13 protein-coding genes are annotated in these 16,345 nt (G+C 60.7%); all 13 read left to right on the top strand.

Annotation, left to right across the window (positions count from 1 at the left end):
* Positions 1-563: 563 nt before the first annotated feature.
* The 13 genes from EN862_RS19435 to EN862_RS19375 all read left to right on the top strand — a co-directional run bounded on the left by EN862_RS19435 (position 564) and on the right by EN862_RS19375 (position 16,151).
* A complete protein-coding gene (locus EN862_RS19435; protein ID WP_245454737.1) occupies positions 564-4,085 on the top strand; it encodes a Ulp1 family isopeptidase in 3,522 nt (1,173 codons plus the stop codon).
* Positions 4,086-4,291: 206 nt separating this feature from the next.
* Positions 4,292-6,316, top strand: coding sequence for a conjugal transfer protein TraG (locus EN862_RS19430; protein WP_024502848.1), 2,025 nt, complete (start codon positions 4,292-4,294; stop codon positions 6,314-6,316).
* A gap of 116 nt (positions 6,317-6,432) precedes the next feature.
* The gene (locus EN862_RS19425) at positions 6,433-6,846 is read left to right on the top strand and encodes a CopG family transcriptional regulator (RefSeq protein ID WP_095488561.1); all 414 of its coding nucleotides are present in this window, start codon (positions 6,433-6,435) and stop codon (positions 6,844-6,846) included.
* Positions 6,843-7,811 carry a P-type conjugative transfer ATPase TrbB gene (trbB, locus tag EN862_RS19420; protein WP_127394955.1) on the top strand — a complete coding sequence of 323 codons (969 nt, stop codon included), beginning with the start codon at positions 6,843-6,845 and terminating at the stop codon, positions 7,809-7,811. The genes EN862_RS19425 and trbB overlap by 4 nt, the downstream gene beginning before the upstream one ends.
* 12 nt (positions 7,812-7,823) lie before the next feature.
* Complete coding sequence (locus EN862_RS19415; RefSeq protein ID WP_126057781.1) at positions 7,824-8,132, top strand: TrbC/VirB2 family protein; 309 nt, start codon at positions 7,824-7,826, stop codon at positions 8,130-8,132.
* The gene (locus tag EN862_RS19410; protein WP_024502852.1) at positions 8,132-8,404 is read left to right on the top strand and encodes a VirB3 family type IV secretion system protein; all 273 of its coding nucleotides are present in this window, start codon (positions 8,132-8,134) and stop codon (positions 8,402-8,404) included. The genes EN862_RS19415 and EN862_RS19410 overlap by 1 nt, the downstream gene beginning before the upstream one ends.
* Positions 8,398-10,848 (top strand): conjugal transfer protein TrbE, encoded by a 2,451-nt coding sequence (gene trbE / locus EN862_RS19405; protein WP_126057782.1) that lies wholly within the window; start codon positions 8,398-8,400, stop codon positions 10,846-10,848. Before EN862_RS19410 ends, trbE begins: the two co-directional genes overlap by 7 nt.
* Positions 10,845-11,570 (top strand): P-type conjugative transfer protein TrbJ, encoded by a 726-nt coding sequence (gene trbJ / locus EN862_RS19400; RefSeq protein ID WP_024502854.1) that lies wholly within the window; start codon positions 10,845-10,847, stop codon positions 11,568-11,570. The genes trbE and trbJ overlap by 4 nt, the downstream gene beginning before the upstream one ends.
* A gap of 33 nt (positions 11,571-11,603) precedes the next feature.
* On the top strand, positions 11,604-12,926 hold the full coding sequence (trbL, locus tag EN862_RS19395; protein ID WP_126057783.1) for a P-type conjugative transfer protein TrbL: 1,323 nt from the start codon (positions 11,604-11,606) through the stop codon (positions 12,924-12,926).
* Positions 12,927-13,658, top strand: a complete 732-nt coding sequence (gene trbF / locus EN862_RS19390) for a conjugal transfer protein TrbF (RefSeq protein WP_126063930.1) — start codon at positions 12,927-12,929, stop codon at positions 13,656-13,658.
* A 1-nt stretch (position 13,659) separates the two neighbouring features.
* The gene (gene trbG, locus EN862_RS19385) at positions 13,660-14,685 is read left to right on the top strand and encodes a P-type conjugative transfer protein TrbG (protein ID WP_127232321.1); all 1,026 of its coding nucleotides are present in this window, start codon (positions 13,660-13,662) and stop codon (positions 14,683-14,685) included.
* Entirely contained in the window at positions 14,682-15,896 is a 1,215-nt protein-coding gene (locus EN862_RS19380; RefSeq protein ID WP_126057785.1) for a TrbI/VirB10 family protein, read from the top strand. The genes trbG and EN862_RS19380 overlap by 4 nt, the downstream gene beginning before the upstream one ends.
* 12 nt (positions 15,897-15,908) lie before the next feature.
* Complete coding sequence (locus tag EN862_RS19375; RefSeq protein WP_126057786.1) at positions 15,909-16,151, top strand: DUF2274 domain-containing protein; 243 nt, start codon at positions 15,909-15,911, stop codon at positions 16,149-16,151.
* Positions 16,152-16,345 lie beyond the last annotated feature (194 nt).

The raw sequence follows: 16,345 nt of genomic DNA, 5'->3' as shown, positions 1-16,345 counted from the left end.
GTGCGACCCACCCGATCCGCTCGACGAGCATAGGAACACATAGGTCCCCGAACGGACGATTACCTTGGCAATAGAAGACCCTCGTCGGTCATCGCCGCTGTGGGTGGCAGCCCGTCGGTCTGGAGCTGCCACGATTCTCATCCTCGCGTCACATATGAGCTGAAGCTTTCCGGATCGGGTATCCAATCGGCATCCAGTTGCTCGGCGATATGGTTGAATTCTACCTCAGGACAAGAGTGAGTAGAGCAGCCCCGCTACGAAAATCCTATCCTGGTTCGTTTGACGCATCGACTATTCAGATTGATTGGCGTGATACCCGGCGCGGCCGCAACACGCTAGGCCGTCAACCGCTGAGCAGAAAACCAGCCTTCGCCTTCCGCGGCGGCGGACCTCGTCAGCCTTTCGAAAGCTTGCCTGAGTAGGTTGCTCATGTGATCTGTGGAAGTGAGGCTAGCGTGCACCCGTACAAACTGGACATTCATCGTAGCAGCTTGGCTGCAGGTGCAGCACGCCGTACCGCACGAGCAAGCGGACAAGCCGGCCAAGCCGGTTTTGAGCAGCACTTGGGCGAATTGCAGGCGGCGGATGAGTTGATGAGTGCACCAGGCGAGGATGTCCTCGTCAATGGCTCGCATGGCAAAGGTGAGTTGAGACCAACGAAGAGGCAGAGGATCCAAAGCAATCTGCAGCATGCTGTCACTGAGCGGCAACCAGGTCAGGTTGGTGACTCAGGCGCTCGCGCGATGATGCAACTCCCTGCCCATCAGGTGGGTACATCGGAACGGGAGGCGCAGCTCGCGATGCAGGGGGATGAGCACGAATACACCCCAGCGCCGCATCTCGATGGGTCGATGCCCTCGACAGTGCAGCCGGATCGTCCAATTGTGGCCCCCGACGGTGCCGACAAGCGTCCTGTTTATTCCAACGATGCCACCGCCATCGAAGGGCTGAAGTCTGCACTCCTTGCGGGTAAAGCCAGGCCGGACACGGTCACTCGCAGCGCAAATTCTCTTTTCGGCTTTAGTCGTTGGCTCTTTCAAAACAAAAAGCCAGGGTTTGCTGCTCGGCTTTACCATCCGTCGCTGAGCCAGGATCTCGAGGAGTACGAGAGTAGGGGTGGTTCCTCCACAGTGGCTGGCGCACTGCGTCAACTGATGAAGCCGATAGGCGGAGCCGCCCCGATTGTGGGTCGCGCTGTCCTGAACCCCCATCCTGACGACGCCGCGCTCACTAGACATTTCAGATCCGCGAGCGGCTACGCAACTGCTCTTAACCATTTCAGTCATTACCTACGTCAAAATGACAAGCTCGGGATTGCGGGCCGGATTTACGATGAATCGCTGGATAAAGATGTTGAGAGCTACAAGGCCGCCTCCTCTACTCGTGGAGCTCCGATCGAATCTGCACTGGTTTATATCCGCAAGCACCCGCCGCGCGTTATACTCGGGAGTCATCTGGAAAACGCGGTCAGCATGGAGGCTCGTCCCCGTGGCGACGCTGCTCAGCATACCGCACCACAGCAGGGATTCGATTGGCCAGAGGAGCTCCTGCCGGTAGGTTATAAGGAGGGCACCGATCTACCATTGTCTCTCGCCCCAACCGCGCACCAACACCAAGCACCCGACTTTGGAGAGGCCGTCCCTCACTTGAACTGGCGCCACGGCGACCAGGGCGCCCCGGAGGGGCTGGTAGCTGCACGGGACAGGAGCAGCCCGCTGCCAAGCGAGGCGGTGCCACATAAATCTGGACGGGGACTCGCTACGCAGCCCAGATTGTGGGCGGAGAAATCCGCCTCGCCAGAGCTCTTTCGACGGCGGGCGGAGCAGGCTCTGCCGGCGTCCGCCAGAGGTGTGGAGACATCCTCCGCGGTTGATGAAGCCGCCGCTCGCCAAGCTTTGGCTTGGTTGCAGCAGGAGATGGAGGGGATCGAACCGATGCAGGATCCTCATAAGGTGGCTACACCGGAATCTGAGGCGCAGCTCGTCAGGCAGAGGGATGAACACGAATCCACCCCAGCACCGCATCCCGGAGGTGGTGGTTCGATGTCCTCGACAGTGCAGCCGGATCGTCCAATTGTAGTCCCCAACGGTTCCGACAAGCGTCCTGTCTATTCCAACGATGCGACCGCTATCGAAGGGCTGAGGGCAGCATTCCACGCGGGTAAGGCCAGCGCGAACACGGTCACTTTCAATGTAAATTCTCTTTTCGGCTTTAGTCGGTGGCTCCTTCAAAACAACAAGCCAGGGTTTGCTGCTCGGCTTTACCATTCGTCGCTGGATCAGGATCTCAAGGAGTACGAGAGTACGGGTGGTTCCTCCACCGTGGCTGGCGCACTGCGTTACCTCAAGAAGTCGACAAGCGGAGCCCCGATTATGGGTCGCCCTCTCGTGATCCCCTATCCTGACGATGCCGAGCTCATTAGAGATTACAGAGCCGCTTCGACCAAGGAGTACCTGGCAGCGCCTGCGACCGGACGGAATCCAGATACCGTGGGCGGCTATACAAATTTTCTTAGACATTTTAGCCAGTATCTGCGTCAAAATAACAAGCCTGGGATTGCCGCTCGGATTCACGACAAATCGCTGGATAAAGATGTTGAGAGCTTCAAGGCTGTCTCCTATGGTAATAGACTAAGTATCGGTTCTGCATTGGCTCACCTCCGGGATATCCTGCCGCGCATTGTGCTCGGGCGCGAAACTGTCCTTGCTGCTCATCCGGCAGACGCAGTCACCAGGCGCGTTGGGGCCGCTGCTGAAGCTGGGCCAGCGGCACCGGCAAGAGCTCCCCAACCCGCCTCGCCAGCAACCGCTAAGCTGCCAGGCACCTACCGCGGCCTTCCACTGGTTGATGTGACCACACTGACGACCAGTTCCTCTGGGGCTCAGATCGGGGCGCTCGATCCGACAGCCCCGTCCAACGTTGCAACGGGGCGGGTGCTCGGCGCCGCCGAATGGCTGAGCGACGCCCATGTCCAGAGAGATTACAATTTGCTGGAGCGGCAACTGCAGGGGATCAATCCGGCGCTCGCTGCCCGGACTCGGCTGGTGGATCCTTCCGTATCCCATCTACTGCGACACACGTCGCCGCAAGACGCTCGAGGCATATTGCAGTCCATCTATAATCAAAACAACGCCACAGCCGACTTCCTGTTCTTGCCAGTGAATAATGGCACGGCTACTAGCCCCGGCACCCATTGGTCGCTGCTGCTCGTTGATCGCCGCGACCCCGAAAGGCGGTTCGCCTATCACTACGACTCCCTCCAGCGAGAGGGATATAACGACGTGCCTGCAAAACAGCTCGCAGGACTGCTGAATGCTACCTTGGCGCCAGCCCCCATGGCCAGACAGACGAACCATTATGATTGCGGCGTATTTGTCCTGGAGGGCACGTGGGCGCTGGTTGAACGATTGGTGAAAGGGCAGCGGCCAGACCACGAGCCGCTGCCCCTCGACAACCTCGTTGCCGATCGGCAGGCGCTGCAAGACCGGCTAAGGAGGCGCTTGCCGCACGAGGAAGAGCCGCGGCAGCTGCTGGAGGATGAACCCGCCTCCCCACCGATGATGGCATTCGAGCCAGGGGAACTGCGGCAACTGTTGGAAGACGAGCCTGACTCCCCACCAATGATGGCGTTCGAGTCAGGGGAACTGCGGCAACTGTTGGAAGACGAGCCTGCCTCCCCACCAATGATGGCGTTCGAGTCAGGGGAACTGCGGCAACTGTTGGAGGACGAGCCTGCCTCCCCACCAATGATGGCGTTCGAGCCAGGGGAACTGCGGCAGCTGTTGGAGGATGAACCCGCTTCCCCACCGATGATGGCGTTCGAGCCAGGGGAACTGCGGCAGCTGTTGGAGGATGAACCCGCTTCCCCACCGATGATGGCGTTCGAGCCAGGGGAACTGCGGCAACTGTTGGAAGACGAGCCTGCCTCCCCACCAATGATGGCGTTCGAGCCAGGGGAACTGCGGCAACTGTTGAATGATGAGCCTGCCTCCACTTGGGCACAAATCAATTCGACCCCACATGCGCGAGCGGACGGTGTTCATCAGCCAGCCCAGGCGCCCTGGCTCCCTGAACGCAGAAGATAACTTTGCGGAGGAGCGGTCACGCAACTGTCGGCGGCGCCGGGCCTCAGGGTGAATGGAGAGGATGGTGTCGCGTGAAGGCGCAACACGCGTGCTGACCGACCTGCATAGTAGGAAGTCGTTCATTGCTCCCAAATCGTATGTGAGGAACATTCCTGTCCCGGCTGCACCGCGCGATGCTAGGTCGCGTTGTTCAGCGGGCCAAGCCGATGACACCTACGAAGCTACTGATCGGGCAGATCGCCGTTGTGTGCGCAATTGTCATTATCGGCGTATGGACGGCAACCCAATGGTGCGCTCAAATGCTGACCTACCAGACGCCTCTCGGCGCACCATGGTTTCTCTTCGCCGGCTGGCCAATCTACAAGCCGTGGAAGCTGTTTGAATGGTGGTTCCACTTCGATGCTTATGCGCCGGAGGTCTTCGACAAAGCCGGTACGCTTGCAGGCGCCAGCGGATTCCTGGGCTGTGCCGCCGCAATCGCAGGCTCGCTTTTGCGCGCGCGACAGCGCGGGTCGGTTACGACCTATGGGTCTTCACGGTGGGCCACGACTCATGAGGTCGAGACGGCAGGGTTGTTACGGCCGGCGGGCGTTTTCCTCGGTAGGCTGAACGATCGCTATCTGCGCCATGACGGCCCGGAGCACGTCATGGCATTTGCGCCGACGCGTTCGGGCAAGGGCGTGGGGCTGGTTGTTCCAACGCTACTTTCCTGGACCGGGTCTGCCATCATTCATGATATAAAAGGCGAAAATTGGCAGTTGACCTCCGGCTGGCGGTCGAAATTCTCGTACTGCCTTCTGTTCAATCCGACCGACCCGAGATCGGCACGCTACAACCCGCTGCTGGAGGTGCGCAAAGGCCCAGATGAGATCCGGGACGTTCAAAACATCGCCGACATCCTCGTCGATCCCGAGGGCGCGCTGGAGCGACGGAATCACTGGGAGAAGACCAGCCATTCACTCCTAGTTGGCGCCATTTTGCACGTGCTCTACGCTGAAGAGGACAAGACGCTAGCCCGCGTCGCCACCTTCCTGTCGGACCCGCAACGCTCGTTTGCCGCAACGCTACGGCGGATGATGACGACAAACCATCTCGGGACGGGGCATAACCCTCAGGTCCATCCCGTAGTGGCCTCGGCGGCTCGCGAACTCCTGAACAAGTCGGAAAACGAGCGCTCAGGCGTCCTCTCGACCGCCATGTCCTTTCTTGGGCTTTATCGTGATCCAACGGTCGCGGCGGCCACTTCGTCCTGCGACTGGCGCATCGCTGACCTAGTGGATGGAGAGCGACCGCTGTCGCTCTATCTGGTCGTGCCGCCTTCGGATATCTCGCGCACCAAGCCTTTGGTGCGACTGATCTTGAACCAGATCGGCAGGCGGTTGACGGAGCGTCTGGAGGGGGACCCGAAGAAGAGCCGTAAGCATCAGCTGCTCATGATGCTGGACGAGTTTCCGGCGCTCGGTCGCCTCGACTTCTTCGAAACGGCGCTCGCCTTCATGGCAGGTTATGGCATTCGCTCCTATCTGATCGCACAATCTTTGAACCAGGTTTCAAAGGCCTATGGCGAGAACAATGCTATTCTCGACAATTGCCACGTGCGAATTGCCTTTTCCTCCAATGACGAACGCACGGCCAAGCGCATCTCGGATGCCCTCGGCACCGCAACCGAACTTAGGTCGATGCGCAACTATGCGGGCCATCGGCTTGCGCCCTGGCTTTCACATGTCATGGTGAGCCGCCAGGAAACCGCGCGCCCGCTCCTGACGCCAGGCGAGGTGATGCAATTGCCGCCGTCAGACGAATTGGTCCTGGTTTCTGGGTTGCCGCCGATCCGCGCCAAGAAGCTGCGCTATTATCAGGATCAGAATTTCACAGATCGGGTGCTGCCTGCGCCGGTGCTGCACGACGGACCCTATGCGGACTGCCCTGCATCACGCCCGGACGGCTGGACTGGACAAGTGTGCAGCGTCGATAGCCGACTTGCTGCGGACGAGGAAAGCGCCGACGCGCCAGTTGAAGACGAGGGAGGCGTTCAGCAGCAACGCCATCCAAGCCTGCCCGAAGAAGACGTTGTTGTCTCTCAAGAGCCCGATCAGGCCGATCTGTACAAGCCCGCAGACGATGACAGCGAAGCGCTCGCGGACAAGCGTGTCATGGATCGGATTTCCACTGCGGCCCGCGCCTACGGTATCAACGAGGGCAGGGGCGACGATGTCATTCCCGGCTTCTGAAGTCCGCTGAGTTGCAGAGCGCACCTCAGCGTAGATAACGGCCATAAGCAATTTTGAGCGTCTGGCCGATGCTTCTCCCGTCGCCGGCGCAACGCCGGGCCGTCGGAACGAGCCGCATGAAGCCGCACCGCATTCGCCATCAGTTTCTGCTTGAGCCGGAGCTCAGCGAGAAACTGGACAACCTCAGTCGCGATCCGTCAACGACCAAATCAGCGATCGTGGCGAAGGCGATCGAGGCGTTCATCGAGCGGCGTGGCGAGAGCGAGTTCGATCGGCGCTACGGCGTAAGGCTTGACCGGCTCTCCCGCGATCTTGCCCACGTCAGGCGCGATTCCGAGGTGATCCTGGAGAGCCTGGCGCTCTTCATCCGCTTTTCGATCACCCTTCACGCCCACACGCCGGTCCCGGATCGGGCAACGCAGGCTATTGCCCAAGAGCGTTTCGAGAAATTCGTTGAGAAGGTCGGCCGCCAGATCGCTTCCGGCAAAAAGTCGCTTAGCAAAGACAATGGTGGGGGAGGGGAAGGATGAGCTCTCATCCCGAGGCCGACCACCGGCGGCGTGTCATGCTGCGCACCGCCATGGGTCCGGCAATCACCGAAGCCCTGGCCGATCCGTCCGTCATCGAGGTGATGGTCAATCCCGACGGCGCGCTGCGACTCGACCGGTTAGGCGAAGGTCGGGTCGATACCGACGTTCACATGCACCCGTCCGAGGCAGAACGTATCATCCGCCTGGTTGCTTCGCACATGCGCGCCGAGGCGCACGCCGACAACCCGATCGTCAGTGCCGAATTGCCGTCTGGCGAACGCTTCGAAGGCCTGCTGCCACCTGTGGTGTTGGCGCCATGTTTTGCCATCCGCAAGCCCGCCGCGAAAGTCTACACCCTGGCCGACTATGTTGCCGAACGCATCATGCTGCCGCTGCAGGCCGATGCGCTGAAAAAGGCCGTCCGCGAGCGGCGCAACATGCTGATCGCCGGCGGCACTTCCTCGGGGAAGACAACACTCGCCAACGCTCTGCTGGCTGAAGTCGCCGAATGCGACGATCGGGTGATCCTGATCGAGGACACACGCGAACTGCAGTGCGCGGCCAGGGACTGCGTTGCCCTGAGAACAAGGCGGGGCTCGGTCACCCTTGCCGATCTCGTGCGCTCGACGCTGAGGCTCAGGCCGGACCGCATCATCGTGGGCGAGGTGAGGGGCGCGGAAGCGCTCGACATGCTGAAGGCATGGAACACCGGGCACCCAGGCGGCATCGCTACCGTACACGCCAATTCCGCGCGCTCGGCTCTCTATCGCATTGAGCAACTCGCCCAGGAAGCGGTGGTCACCGTTCCCCGCCGGCTCATCGCTGAGGCGATAGATCTGATCGTCTTCATAGCGGGACGCGGCTCGTCGCGCCACATCGACGCAATCGCCGAGGTCACCGGTCTCGACGGCAGCGGCGATTACGCCGTTGCCCCGCTCACGCTTTCGCAACTCCAGCAGCTTTGAAAGGCCTTCCTCATGCGCAAGAAGCTTCGCTTTCTTTCGTCCACAGCGCTCGCGTTTCTTAACACGGCCCCGGTTTATGCCGCCGGCTCCGGCATGCCGTGGGAGCAGCCGCTGCAGCAGATCCTGGAGTCCGTGCAGGGACCGGTCGCCAAGATCGTTGCGGTGATCATCATTATCACCACCGGCCTGACGCTTGCCTTCGGCGACACCGCCGGTGGTTTTCGGCGCCTGATTCAGATCGTCTTCGGTCTGTCAATCGCCTTCGCGGCATCGAGCTTCTTCCTCTCCTTCTTCTCCTTCGGTGGTGGGGCGCTCGTCTGATGGCCGCCGGGGAGCAGCATATCGAGGGCTTCGCAGTACCGGTCCACCGGGCGCTGACCGAGCCGATCCTGCTCGGCGGGGCTCCGCGCGCGGTGGCGATCCTCAACGGTACAGTGGCCGCGGCCATTGGCTTCGGCTTGCAGCAATGGATTGCTGGTCTGGTGCTTTGGATCGCAGGCCACTCGTTAGCGGTGTTTGCCGCAAGACGCGATCCGGACTTCGCCAGCGTGCTTGTGCGCCACCTACGTCTGAAGGGGTGGCTTGCATGCTGAACCTTTCGGAATATCGAAGCAAAGCCGACCGGCTTGCCGACCATCTACCCTGGGCTGCCTTGGTGGCGCCCGGCATCGTGCTCAACAAGGACGGCAGCTTTCAGCGGACGTTGCGGTTCCGCGGCCCGGATCTCGAAAGTGCGACGGAGGCTGAACTCGTCGGCATTTGCGCCCGGGCGAACAATGCTCTCAGACGCCTTGGCTCTGGCTGGGCATTGTTCTTTGAGGCCGAGCGCACAGAAGCGCTGGGCTATCCGAACTCGCATTTTCCTGACGCCGCGTCGTGGCTGGTCGACGAAGAACGCCGCGCTGCTTTCGAGGGGAAGGTAGCGCACTACGAGAGCCGCTATCATCTGACCTTGGTGTTTATGCCACCGCCGGACGCCCAGGCGCGCGCAGAAAGCGCGCTCGTCGACTCTCATTATTCCCGAGGAGAAAGAGACTGGCGCCAGGATCTGGCGAGGTTCCGTGACGAGACCAACCGCGTGCTCGATCTCTTCTCGGGTTTCATGTCCGAAGTACGCGTCCTCGATGATGCTCAGACGTTGACCTACCTCCACGGCACGATTTCGCCTCGTCGCCATCCTATCATGGCCCCGGAAACGCCGATATATCTGGATGCAATCCTGGTCGATGCGCCGCTTACCGGTGGCCTGGAGCCGATGCTGGGTGAGCAGCATCTTCGCACACTGACCATCCTCGGCTTTCCGAACCTCACCCGGCCCGGAATCCTCGATACCCTCAATCATCAGGATTTCGCCTATCGCTGGATGACGCGCTTCATTCCGCTCGAGAAAACGGAAGCCACGAAGACGCTGACGCGATTGCGCCGGCAGTGGTTTGCCAAGCGCAAATCGATCGTGGCAATCCTACGCGAGGTCATTACCAACGAGCCGGTCCCGCTTGTCGATAACGATGCCGACAACAAGGCGCTCGATGCCGACGAAGCCCTTCAGGCATTGGGCGGTGATCATGTGAGTTTCGGCTATCTCACCACCACCGTGACGGTGTGGGGCGAGGATCGCCAAGCCGCTGCAGAGAAGCTTCGCGCGGTCGAGCGCATCATCAATGGGCTCGGCTTCACCACGATCCGAGAAGGCGTCAATGCGGTCGAGGCTTGGCTCGGCTCATTGCCTGGCCATGTCTACGCTAACGTTCGCCAACCGCTCGTTCATACATTGAACCTTGCCCATCTCATGCCGCTGTCGTCGGTTTGGGCCGGTCCTGCGACAAACGAGCATCTCGCGAAAGTCACCCAAACCGAAGCGCCACCGCTTTTCGTTGCCGAGACCAGTGGGTCGACACCGTTTCGGCTTTCCACCCACGTCGAAGATGTCGGCCACATGCTGGTTGTTGGTCCGACCGGCGCCGGCAAGTCGGTTCTGCTTGCTCTGATTGCTCTGCAGTTCAGGCGCTATGCCGGCGCCCAGGTTTATGTCTTCGACAAAGGCAATTCGGCCCGTGCTGCAACACTTGCCATGGGTGGAGAACACCACGCGCTAGGAGCGGACGGTTCCCTTGCCTTTCAGCCACTGCGCAGCATCAACGACCAGGCTAGCCGAAGCTGGGCGGCCGAATGGATCGCCAGCCTTGTTGCCCACGAGAACGTCACCGTCACGCCGGAGGTGAAGGAGGCTATTTGGTCAGCGCTGGCCAGCCTTGCCACCGCGCCGGCGCAGGAACGCACACTGACCGGTCTTTCGGTCCTGCTTCAATCCAATGCGCTGAAGACCGCATTGATGCCCTACACGCTCGACGGTCCCTTCGGCCGCCTGCTCGATGCCGATCATGATGGGCTGGCCTTGTCGGATGTGCAGTGTTTCGAGACCGAGGAGTTAATGCACAGCCAAGGCGCTTTGCTGCCGGTGCTTACCTATCTGTTCCAGCGACTTGAGGAACGGTTCGACGGACGGCCCACGCTGATCATGCTCGACGAGGCGTGGGTCTATCTCGACAATCCGCTGTTCGCCGCCCGCATCCGCGAATGGCTGAAGGTGCTGCGAAAGAAGAACGTGTCGGTTGTCTTCGCTACGCAGTCGCTGGCTGATATCGCGGGCTCTGGCATAGCGCCGGCAATCATCGAAAGCTGCCCGCAGCGCATTTTCCTTCCCAATGATCGTGCCGTGGAACCCCAGGCGCGCACAGCCTACGAGCGCTTCGGTTTAAGCGAGCGGCAGATCGAATTGATCGCCCGCGCCACGCCGAAGCGTCAGTATTATCTGCAATCGCGCCGCGGCAACCGTCTGTTCGAGCTCGAGCTTGGCCCCATCGCTCTTGCGCTTTGCGGTGCTTCCGATCCGGCCACGCAGACTCTGATCGACAGGATCATGTCCGAAGACGGGCAAGGCAGCTTTGCCTCGCAGTTCCTGATCGCGCGCGGCCTCGATTGGGCCGGCGAACTTCTCAAGCAATTCCCTCAACCAGACAAGGAGCAATTCTCATGATGCGGCGACGCCTTCTCTCCGGCCTGATCACCGTTTCCCTGATCGCCAAGCCTATGGCCGACTATGTGCAGCCCGCGTACGCCCTTATCGTGTTCGATCCGTCCAATTATGCGCAGAACGTGCTGACGGCCGCGCGCGCATTGGAGCAGATCAACAACCAAATCCAGTCGCTGCAGAATCAGGCGACCATGCTGCAGAACATGGCGCGCAATCTTCAGCGTCTGGATTTCTCTTCCGTTGGCCAACTCACCGGTTCGCTCCATCGCATCGACGGCTTGATGGACCAGGCGAGTGGCCTCAGCTTTGATCTGGGCAAGCTTCAAGACCAGTGGCGCAGCCAATATCCGGAAAGCTACGACGCCACGATCAAAGTCAGCGATGTGGCGAGTGCTGCGCGGGAGCGTTGGCAAACCGCCATGCAGGCGTTCCGCCAGACCATGGGTGTCCAGTCGCAAATCGTCGAGAACGTCCGCGCCGACGGCGATCTGCTCGCCGATCTCGTCAACCGCAGCCAAGGGGCGGCCGGTGCGCTTCAGGCAAGCCAGGCCACCAACCAGCTGATGGCGCTTTCGACAAAACAGCAGATGCAGATCCAGACGCTGCTCGCAACGCAGTTTCGAGCTGAGGCCGAGGATGCCGCCCGCAAGGCCCAGTCAGACGAAGCCGCCCGCGAGATGACGAAGCGGTTCTTGGGTACCGGCTCGGCTTATCCCGGCAATTAATCACGAGTTCATCACGACGAGAAAGGCAGCGGCATGAACGACCTTGGCGTCATCGATCGCTTCATGGAGACCTTCATCCGCTACATCGACAGCGGGTTCGGTCTGCTATCGGGCGACCTCGCCTTCCTCACTACCATTCTGATCGGCATTGACATCACACTTGCCGGCCTGGCGTGGGCGCTCGGCGACGAAACCAGCGTTCTCGGCCGGCTTGTCCGCAAGGTGCTCTATGTTGGCGTCTTCGCCTTCATTCTGAACAATTTCAAGAACCTCGCCGATATCGTTTATCGTTCTTTTGCCGGTCTCGGGATTAAGGCGTCGGCCGGCAATCTGTCGGCAGACAATCTCTTGCGCCCGGGCCGCATTGCCGCGACCGGTTTCGAAGGTGCTTGGCCAATGCTTGACCAAGCCAGTCAGCTCCTGGGCTTCCCGGAAATCTTCGGCAACGCACTGACCATCTTCGTGCTGCTGATGGCCTGGTTCCTGGTTATCATCGCCTTCTTCATCCTTTCCATCCAGCTTTTCATCACCATCCTAGAGTTCAAGCTCACCACGCTGGCAGGTTTTGTTTTGGTTCCATTCGCACTTTGGAACCGTTCAGCGTTCCTGGCCGAACGCGTGCTCGGCCATGTTATCTCGTCAGGCATCAAGGTGATGGTGCTCGCCGTCATTGTCGGTATCGGCTCCACGCTCTTCGGGGAGTTCGCTTCCGCATTGCAAGGCAAGGAGCCGGATCTTGCCGGTGCCATGTCCCAGGTACTGGGCGCACTGGCACTGCTTGGCCTTGGCATTTTTGGGCCGGGGATCGCGTCGGGTCTTGTCTCAGGCGCACCGCAGCTTGGGGCGGGCGCCGCCCTCGGCACGACCGCGGCGGCAGCGGGTGTATCACTCGTTGCTGGAGGCACAGCATTTGCTGGCGCGCGTATGGCAACCAGCGGCGGTCTCGCCGCCATCCGAGCCGGCACAACAATGGGATCGGCTGCTTCCACGTCATGGCAGATCGGGCGCGCAACCTCGCCCGACGCTGGCCTCTCCGGTGTGGCTGCTGGAATGCATGGTGTAACCAGTGCAGCTGGCGGCGCCGCTATACGCATAGCGCGATCCGCCACTGCAAGTGTTGGGCGCAACGCCGATGCCGGGCGCGATGCCGCGTGGACCGCGACCGGCGGCGCGCCGACAGCGTCAATGACCGAACGCTCTGCCGGTTCGGCCACTGTTTCGGCGCCGACGTGGGCAAGGCGCCTACGTTCTGAACAGACCGCCCGGGCAAATCGCCACGCTGCCATGCAAGCTGTCCGAGACGGAGACCGGCCGGGAGGCAGCGCCAACCCCTCTCTCAACGACAAGGATGACTAGATGCTCTTCAAGCGACCCGTGCACCGTTACGGCAAAACACCCGAACCGGTCACGCCGTATCAAAAAGCCGCCCAACTGTGGGACGAGCGCATCGGCTCATCTCGACTGCAGGCCAGGAACTGGCGGATCATGGCCCTTGGCTGCCTGGCCTTGGCGACCGGGCTTTCCGGCGGACTCGTATGGCAGTCGATGCAAAGCCGTGTCGTGCCTTATGTCGTCGAGGTCGATGGCTTCGGCGAGACGCGCGCCGTCGCGCCGGCGGTCCGGAATTATGAGCCCTCGGATGCTCAGATCGCCTGGCATCTCGGCCGCTTCATCCAGAATGTCCGTTCCGTTTCCACCGATCCGGTTTTGGTTCGGCAGAACTGGTTGGCAGCGTACGACTTTGCTAGCGATCGCGCAGCGCTCTTCCTCAACGAATACGCCAAGGCGAACGACCCCTTCGGTCAGATCGGAACGCGCAGTGTTTCGGTACAGGTCACCAGCGTGGTCAGAGCCTCCGAAAGTTCATTCCAGGTCAAATGGACCGAGCAGGTGTTTGAGCGCGGAAGCCTTGCCAGCACGATGCGCTGGACTGCGATCCTCACGATCGTGATCCGCTCGCCAAGCAATACGGATCAGCTGCGCAAGAATCCGCTCGGCGTCTTCATCAATGCCATTGACTGGTCACGCGAGCTCGACAGCGCCGTCCCAGCCCCCCTTTCTCCGACGGAGTCCACCAATGAAAGGTAAAATGTCACCGATTCGTGCCGTGCTGATCCTATCGGTGTCGGCAGCGGTCGTTTCCGCTTGTGCATCGAAGAAGGTGCCGCCGCCTGAGATTTCCTATGACGCTGCCGACTTCAAACCGGCCGCGATCGAAAAAGCGCCGGAGAGGCCGATTAGAATTGTCGAGGTGCCAAAACCACTGCCGCTGCCTGGCCAAATGCAGCCCGAGCCCGGCAAGGCCGAGGACAAGCGCCCTCCTGAAGAACGCGTCGCTGATGCCAACAAAGCCGCGACCCAGCAACCCACCAAGTACGGGTATGTTAATGCAGTGCAAGTCTACCCCTTCACCGATGGCGCGCTTTATCAACTCTATGCCGCGCCGGAGCGCGTGACCGACATCGCTCTGCAGCCGGGCGAGAAACTAACCGCCGTGTCGGCTGGCGACACCGTGCGCTGGGTCATTGGCGATACCGCAAGCGGCACCGGTGACAATCAGCGCACCCATGTTCTGGTAAAACCCTTCGCGCCGGGTCTTGCCACCAATGTCGTCATTACGACGGACCGGCGGACCTATCATTTGCAGCTTCAAAGCACCGAGAAGACCGCAATGGCGGCAATCTCCTGGACCTACAGCCAAGACCAGATCATCGCGCTTCGCCAGCGCAATGCTCAAGCCGAGGCAGTTACACCGGTCGCGTCGAACATCGCGCTCGAAAACCTTCGCTTTCGCTACTCAATCAGTGGCGACACACCGCCCTGGAGACCGACGCGAGCCTTCGACGACGGCAGCAAGGTCTATATTGAGTTCCCTCGTCGCATAGATCAGGGCGAGGCGCCACCACTCTTCATCGTCGGCGCAGATGGGAGCAGCGAGCTCGTCAACTATCGCGTGCGCGGCAACTATTACATCGTCGATCGGCTCTTCGCCGCGGCCGAACTTCGCCTCGGCACCAAGCGGCAGCAGGTGATCCGCATCAGCAGGATTGACGGCAGGCAACCGCAACGGCGGATCTCGCTCTTTCGCGGCAGCCGGCGAGGTGAGGGCTCATGATCGAAAATTCCCGCTCTGGCATCCCGCCGAAACTGGATCCCGAGGAACTGCAGCTTCGGGCCTCTCCCCGCCGCGTGGTGCGGTTCAGGCGCGGTGTGATCATCGCTATCGCAGCGCTCGGATCCGGCGCTGTCTTCGGCGTTACCATGATCGCCCTCCAGGGGCCGGCCCTTCGCATCAGGGATCAGGCGGAAGATCTCTACAACACTGAGCGCAAACCAACCGCCGAGGGACTCGATACGCTTCCCCATGACTATTCCGGCATGAAGCCAAAGCCTCCCGTCCTTGGGCTACCTTTGCCGGGCGACCTCGGCCGCCCCATCCTCGAGCGGCAGCGCCAGCTCGGCATCGTGCCGGGCCAAGACATCTCGGCCGAGGAGCAGCGTCTAGCGCAGCAGGCGATCGAAGCGCGTGAATCGCGGGTGCTTTTCCGCGTCGAAAATCGAGCTCAACAGACAGATGTCGGAGAGAGCGTGCAAACTGCTCAGCATCCATTTGAGGCGCTTCCCCAATCCGAAGCAGGACGCGCGTCAGCCTCGGTGGCGGCGGCGGAAGGCGACCAGAACAATCAGCAGCGAAAGCTTGATTTTCTCAGCCAGCGGAGCACTGGCGGGATCTACAATCCGCATGCGCTTCAGACGCCGATCTCGCCATATCAACTGATGGCTGGCAGCGTGATTGCCGCCAGCCTGATCACCGGCATCAATTCCGATTTGCCGGGCCTTGTCGTCGCGCAAGTCACCGAAAATGTGCACGACACGGTCACGGGCAACATATTGCTGATTCCGCAGGGCTCACGTCTTATCGGCGTCTACGACAGCGTCGTCGCGTTCGGGCAAAAGCGAGCGCTGCTGGTCTGGCAGCGCATTCTGCTGCCCGACGGCTCGTCGGCCGAAATCGACAATCTGCCCGCGAGCGACACCGCCGGCTACGCAGGGCTGGAAGACAAAGTCGATTTCCACACTTGGCAGATGATCAAGGGAGTGGCGCTTGCCACATTGCTCGGTGTCGGCACAGAATTCAGCCTCGGCGAAAACGAGAGCGATCTGGTCAAGGCGATCCGGGAATCAGCCCAGCAGAACGCCAGTCGAGCCGGCCAGCGCATCACCGAAAAAAACCTCAATATCCAGCCCACCATCGTCGTCCGCCCAGGTTGGCCACTGCGCGTCATCGTGCACAAGGACATCGTGCTGCGGCCATACGCCAGTTGAGCAGGAGTTATCATGGCTGACCTGAAACTTGGAAAACTTCCGGACCGAACAGCTTCGAAGATCACCATTACCGTCAGCGCGGAGCTGAGCCAAACACTCAAGGAGTATGCTGCACTTTACCGTCAGACCTATGGTCAGTCTGAAACCGTGGCAGAACTCATCCCTTTCATGCTGGCGGCGTTTCTGGAAGGCGACCGAGCCTTTGCCAGGGCCAGAAAAGAACGTCTGCCGACGGAGCTTGCCGGAAAATCGTGACTCCTCCGCTAGGGCAGCTGGAACATTGCCTAGCTGTCGCGACCTACCTGCTCCTCGCGAAGCATAGGATCAAACCCCTTGGAATGTAGGTATGCGCAAGAGAGGATGTGGAAGGAGATACCGCGCAACAGCCTAAGTTTGCATTTTCGATTTGATGCGGTAGTCGCCTATGAGCGGTCAAAACGAACGCAGCT

Source organism: Mesorhizobium sp. M2E.F.Ca.ET.219.01.1.1, assembly GCF_004016445.2.
In the GTDB taxonomy this organism is placed as follows: Bacteria; Pseudomonadota; Alphaproteobacteria; order Rhizobiales; family Rhizobiaceae; genus Mesorhizobium.
The sequence above is the reverse complement of the archived record's forward strand: the minus strand, read 5'-3'. Positions and strand labels throughout refer to the sequence as shown.

What these genes read in the sequence shown, in the direction of transcription:
- EN862_RS19430 (WP_024502848.1), top strand. Translation starts at nt 4,292, where the DNA reads ATGACACCTACGAAGCTACTGATCGGGCAGATCGCCGTTGTGTGCGCA.
- EN862_RS19425 (WP_095488561.1), top strand. Translation starts at nt 6,433, where the DNA reads ATGAAGCCGCACCGCATTCGCCATCAGTTTCTGCTTGAGCCGGAGCTC.
- trbB (WP_127394955.1), top strand. Translation starts at nt 6,843, where the DNA reads ATGAGCTCTCATCCCGAGGCCGACCACCGGCGGCGTGTCATGCTGCGC.
- EN862_RS19415 (WP_126057781.1), top strand. Translation starts at nt 7,824, where the DNA reads ATGCGCAAGAAGCTTCGCTTTCTTTCGTCCACAGCGCTCGCGTTTCTT.
- EN862_RS19410 (WP_024502852.1), top strand. Translation starts at nt 8,132, where the DNA reads ATGGCCGCCGGGGAGCAGCATATCGAGGGCTTCGCAGTACCGGTCCAC.
- trbE (WP_126057782.1), top strand. Translation starts at nt 8,398, where the DNA reads ATGCTGAACCTTTCGGAATATCGAAGCAAAGCCGACCGGCTTGCCGAC.
- trbJ (WP_024502854.1), top strand. Translation starts at nt 10,845, where the DNA reads ATGATGCGGCGACGCCTTCTCTCCGGCCTGATCACCGTTTCCCTGATC.
- trbL (WP_126057783.1), top strand. Translation starts at nt 11,604, where the DNA reads ATGAACGACCTTGGCGTCATCGATCGCTTCATGGAGACCTTCATCCGC.
- trbF (WP_126063930.1), top strand. Translation starts at nt 12,927, where the DNA reads ATGCTCTTCAAGCGACCCGTGCACCGTTACGGCAAAACACCCGAACCG.
- trbG (WP_127232321.1), top strand. Translation starts at nt 13,660, where the DNA reads ATGTCACCGATTCGTGCCGTGCTGATCCTATCGGTGTCGGCAGCGGTC.
- EN862_RS19380 (WP_126057785.1), top strand. Translation starts at nt 14,682, where the DNA reads ATGATCGAAAATTCCCGCTCTGGCATCCCGCCGAAACTGGATCCCGAG.
- EN862_RS19375 (WP_126057786.1), top strand. Translation starts at nt 15,909, where the DNA reads ATGGCTGACCTGAAACTTGGAAAACTTCCGGACCGAACAGCTTCGAAG.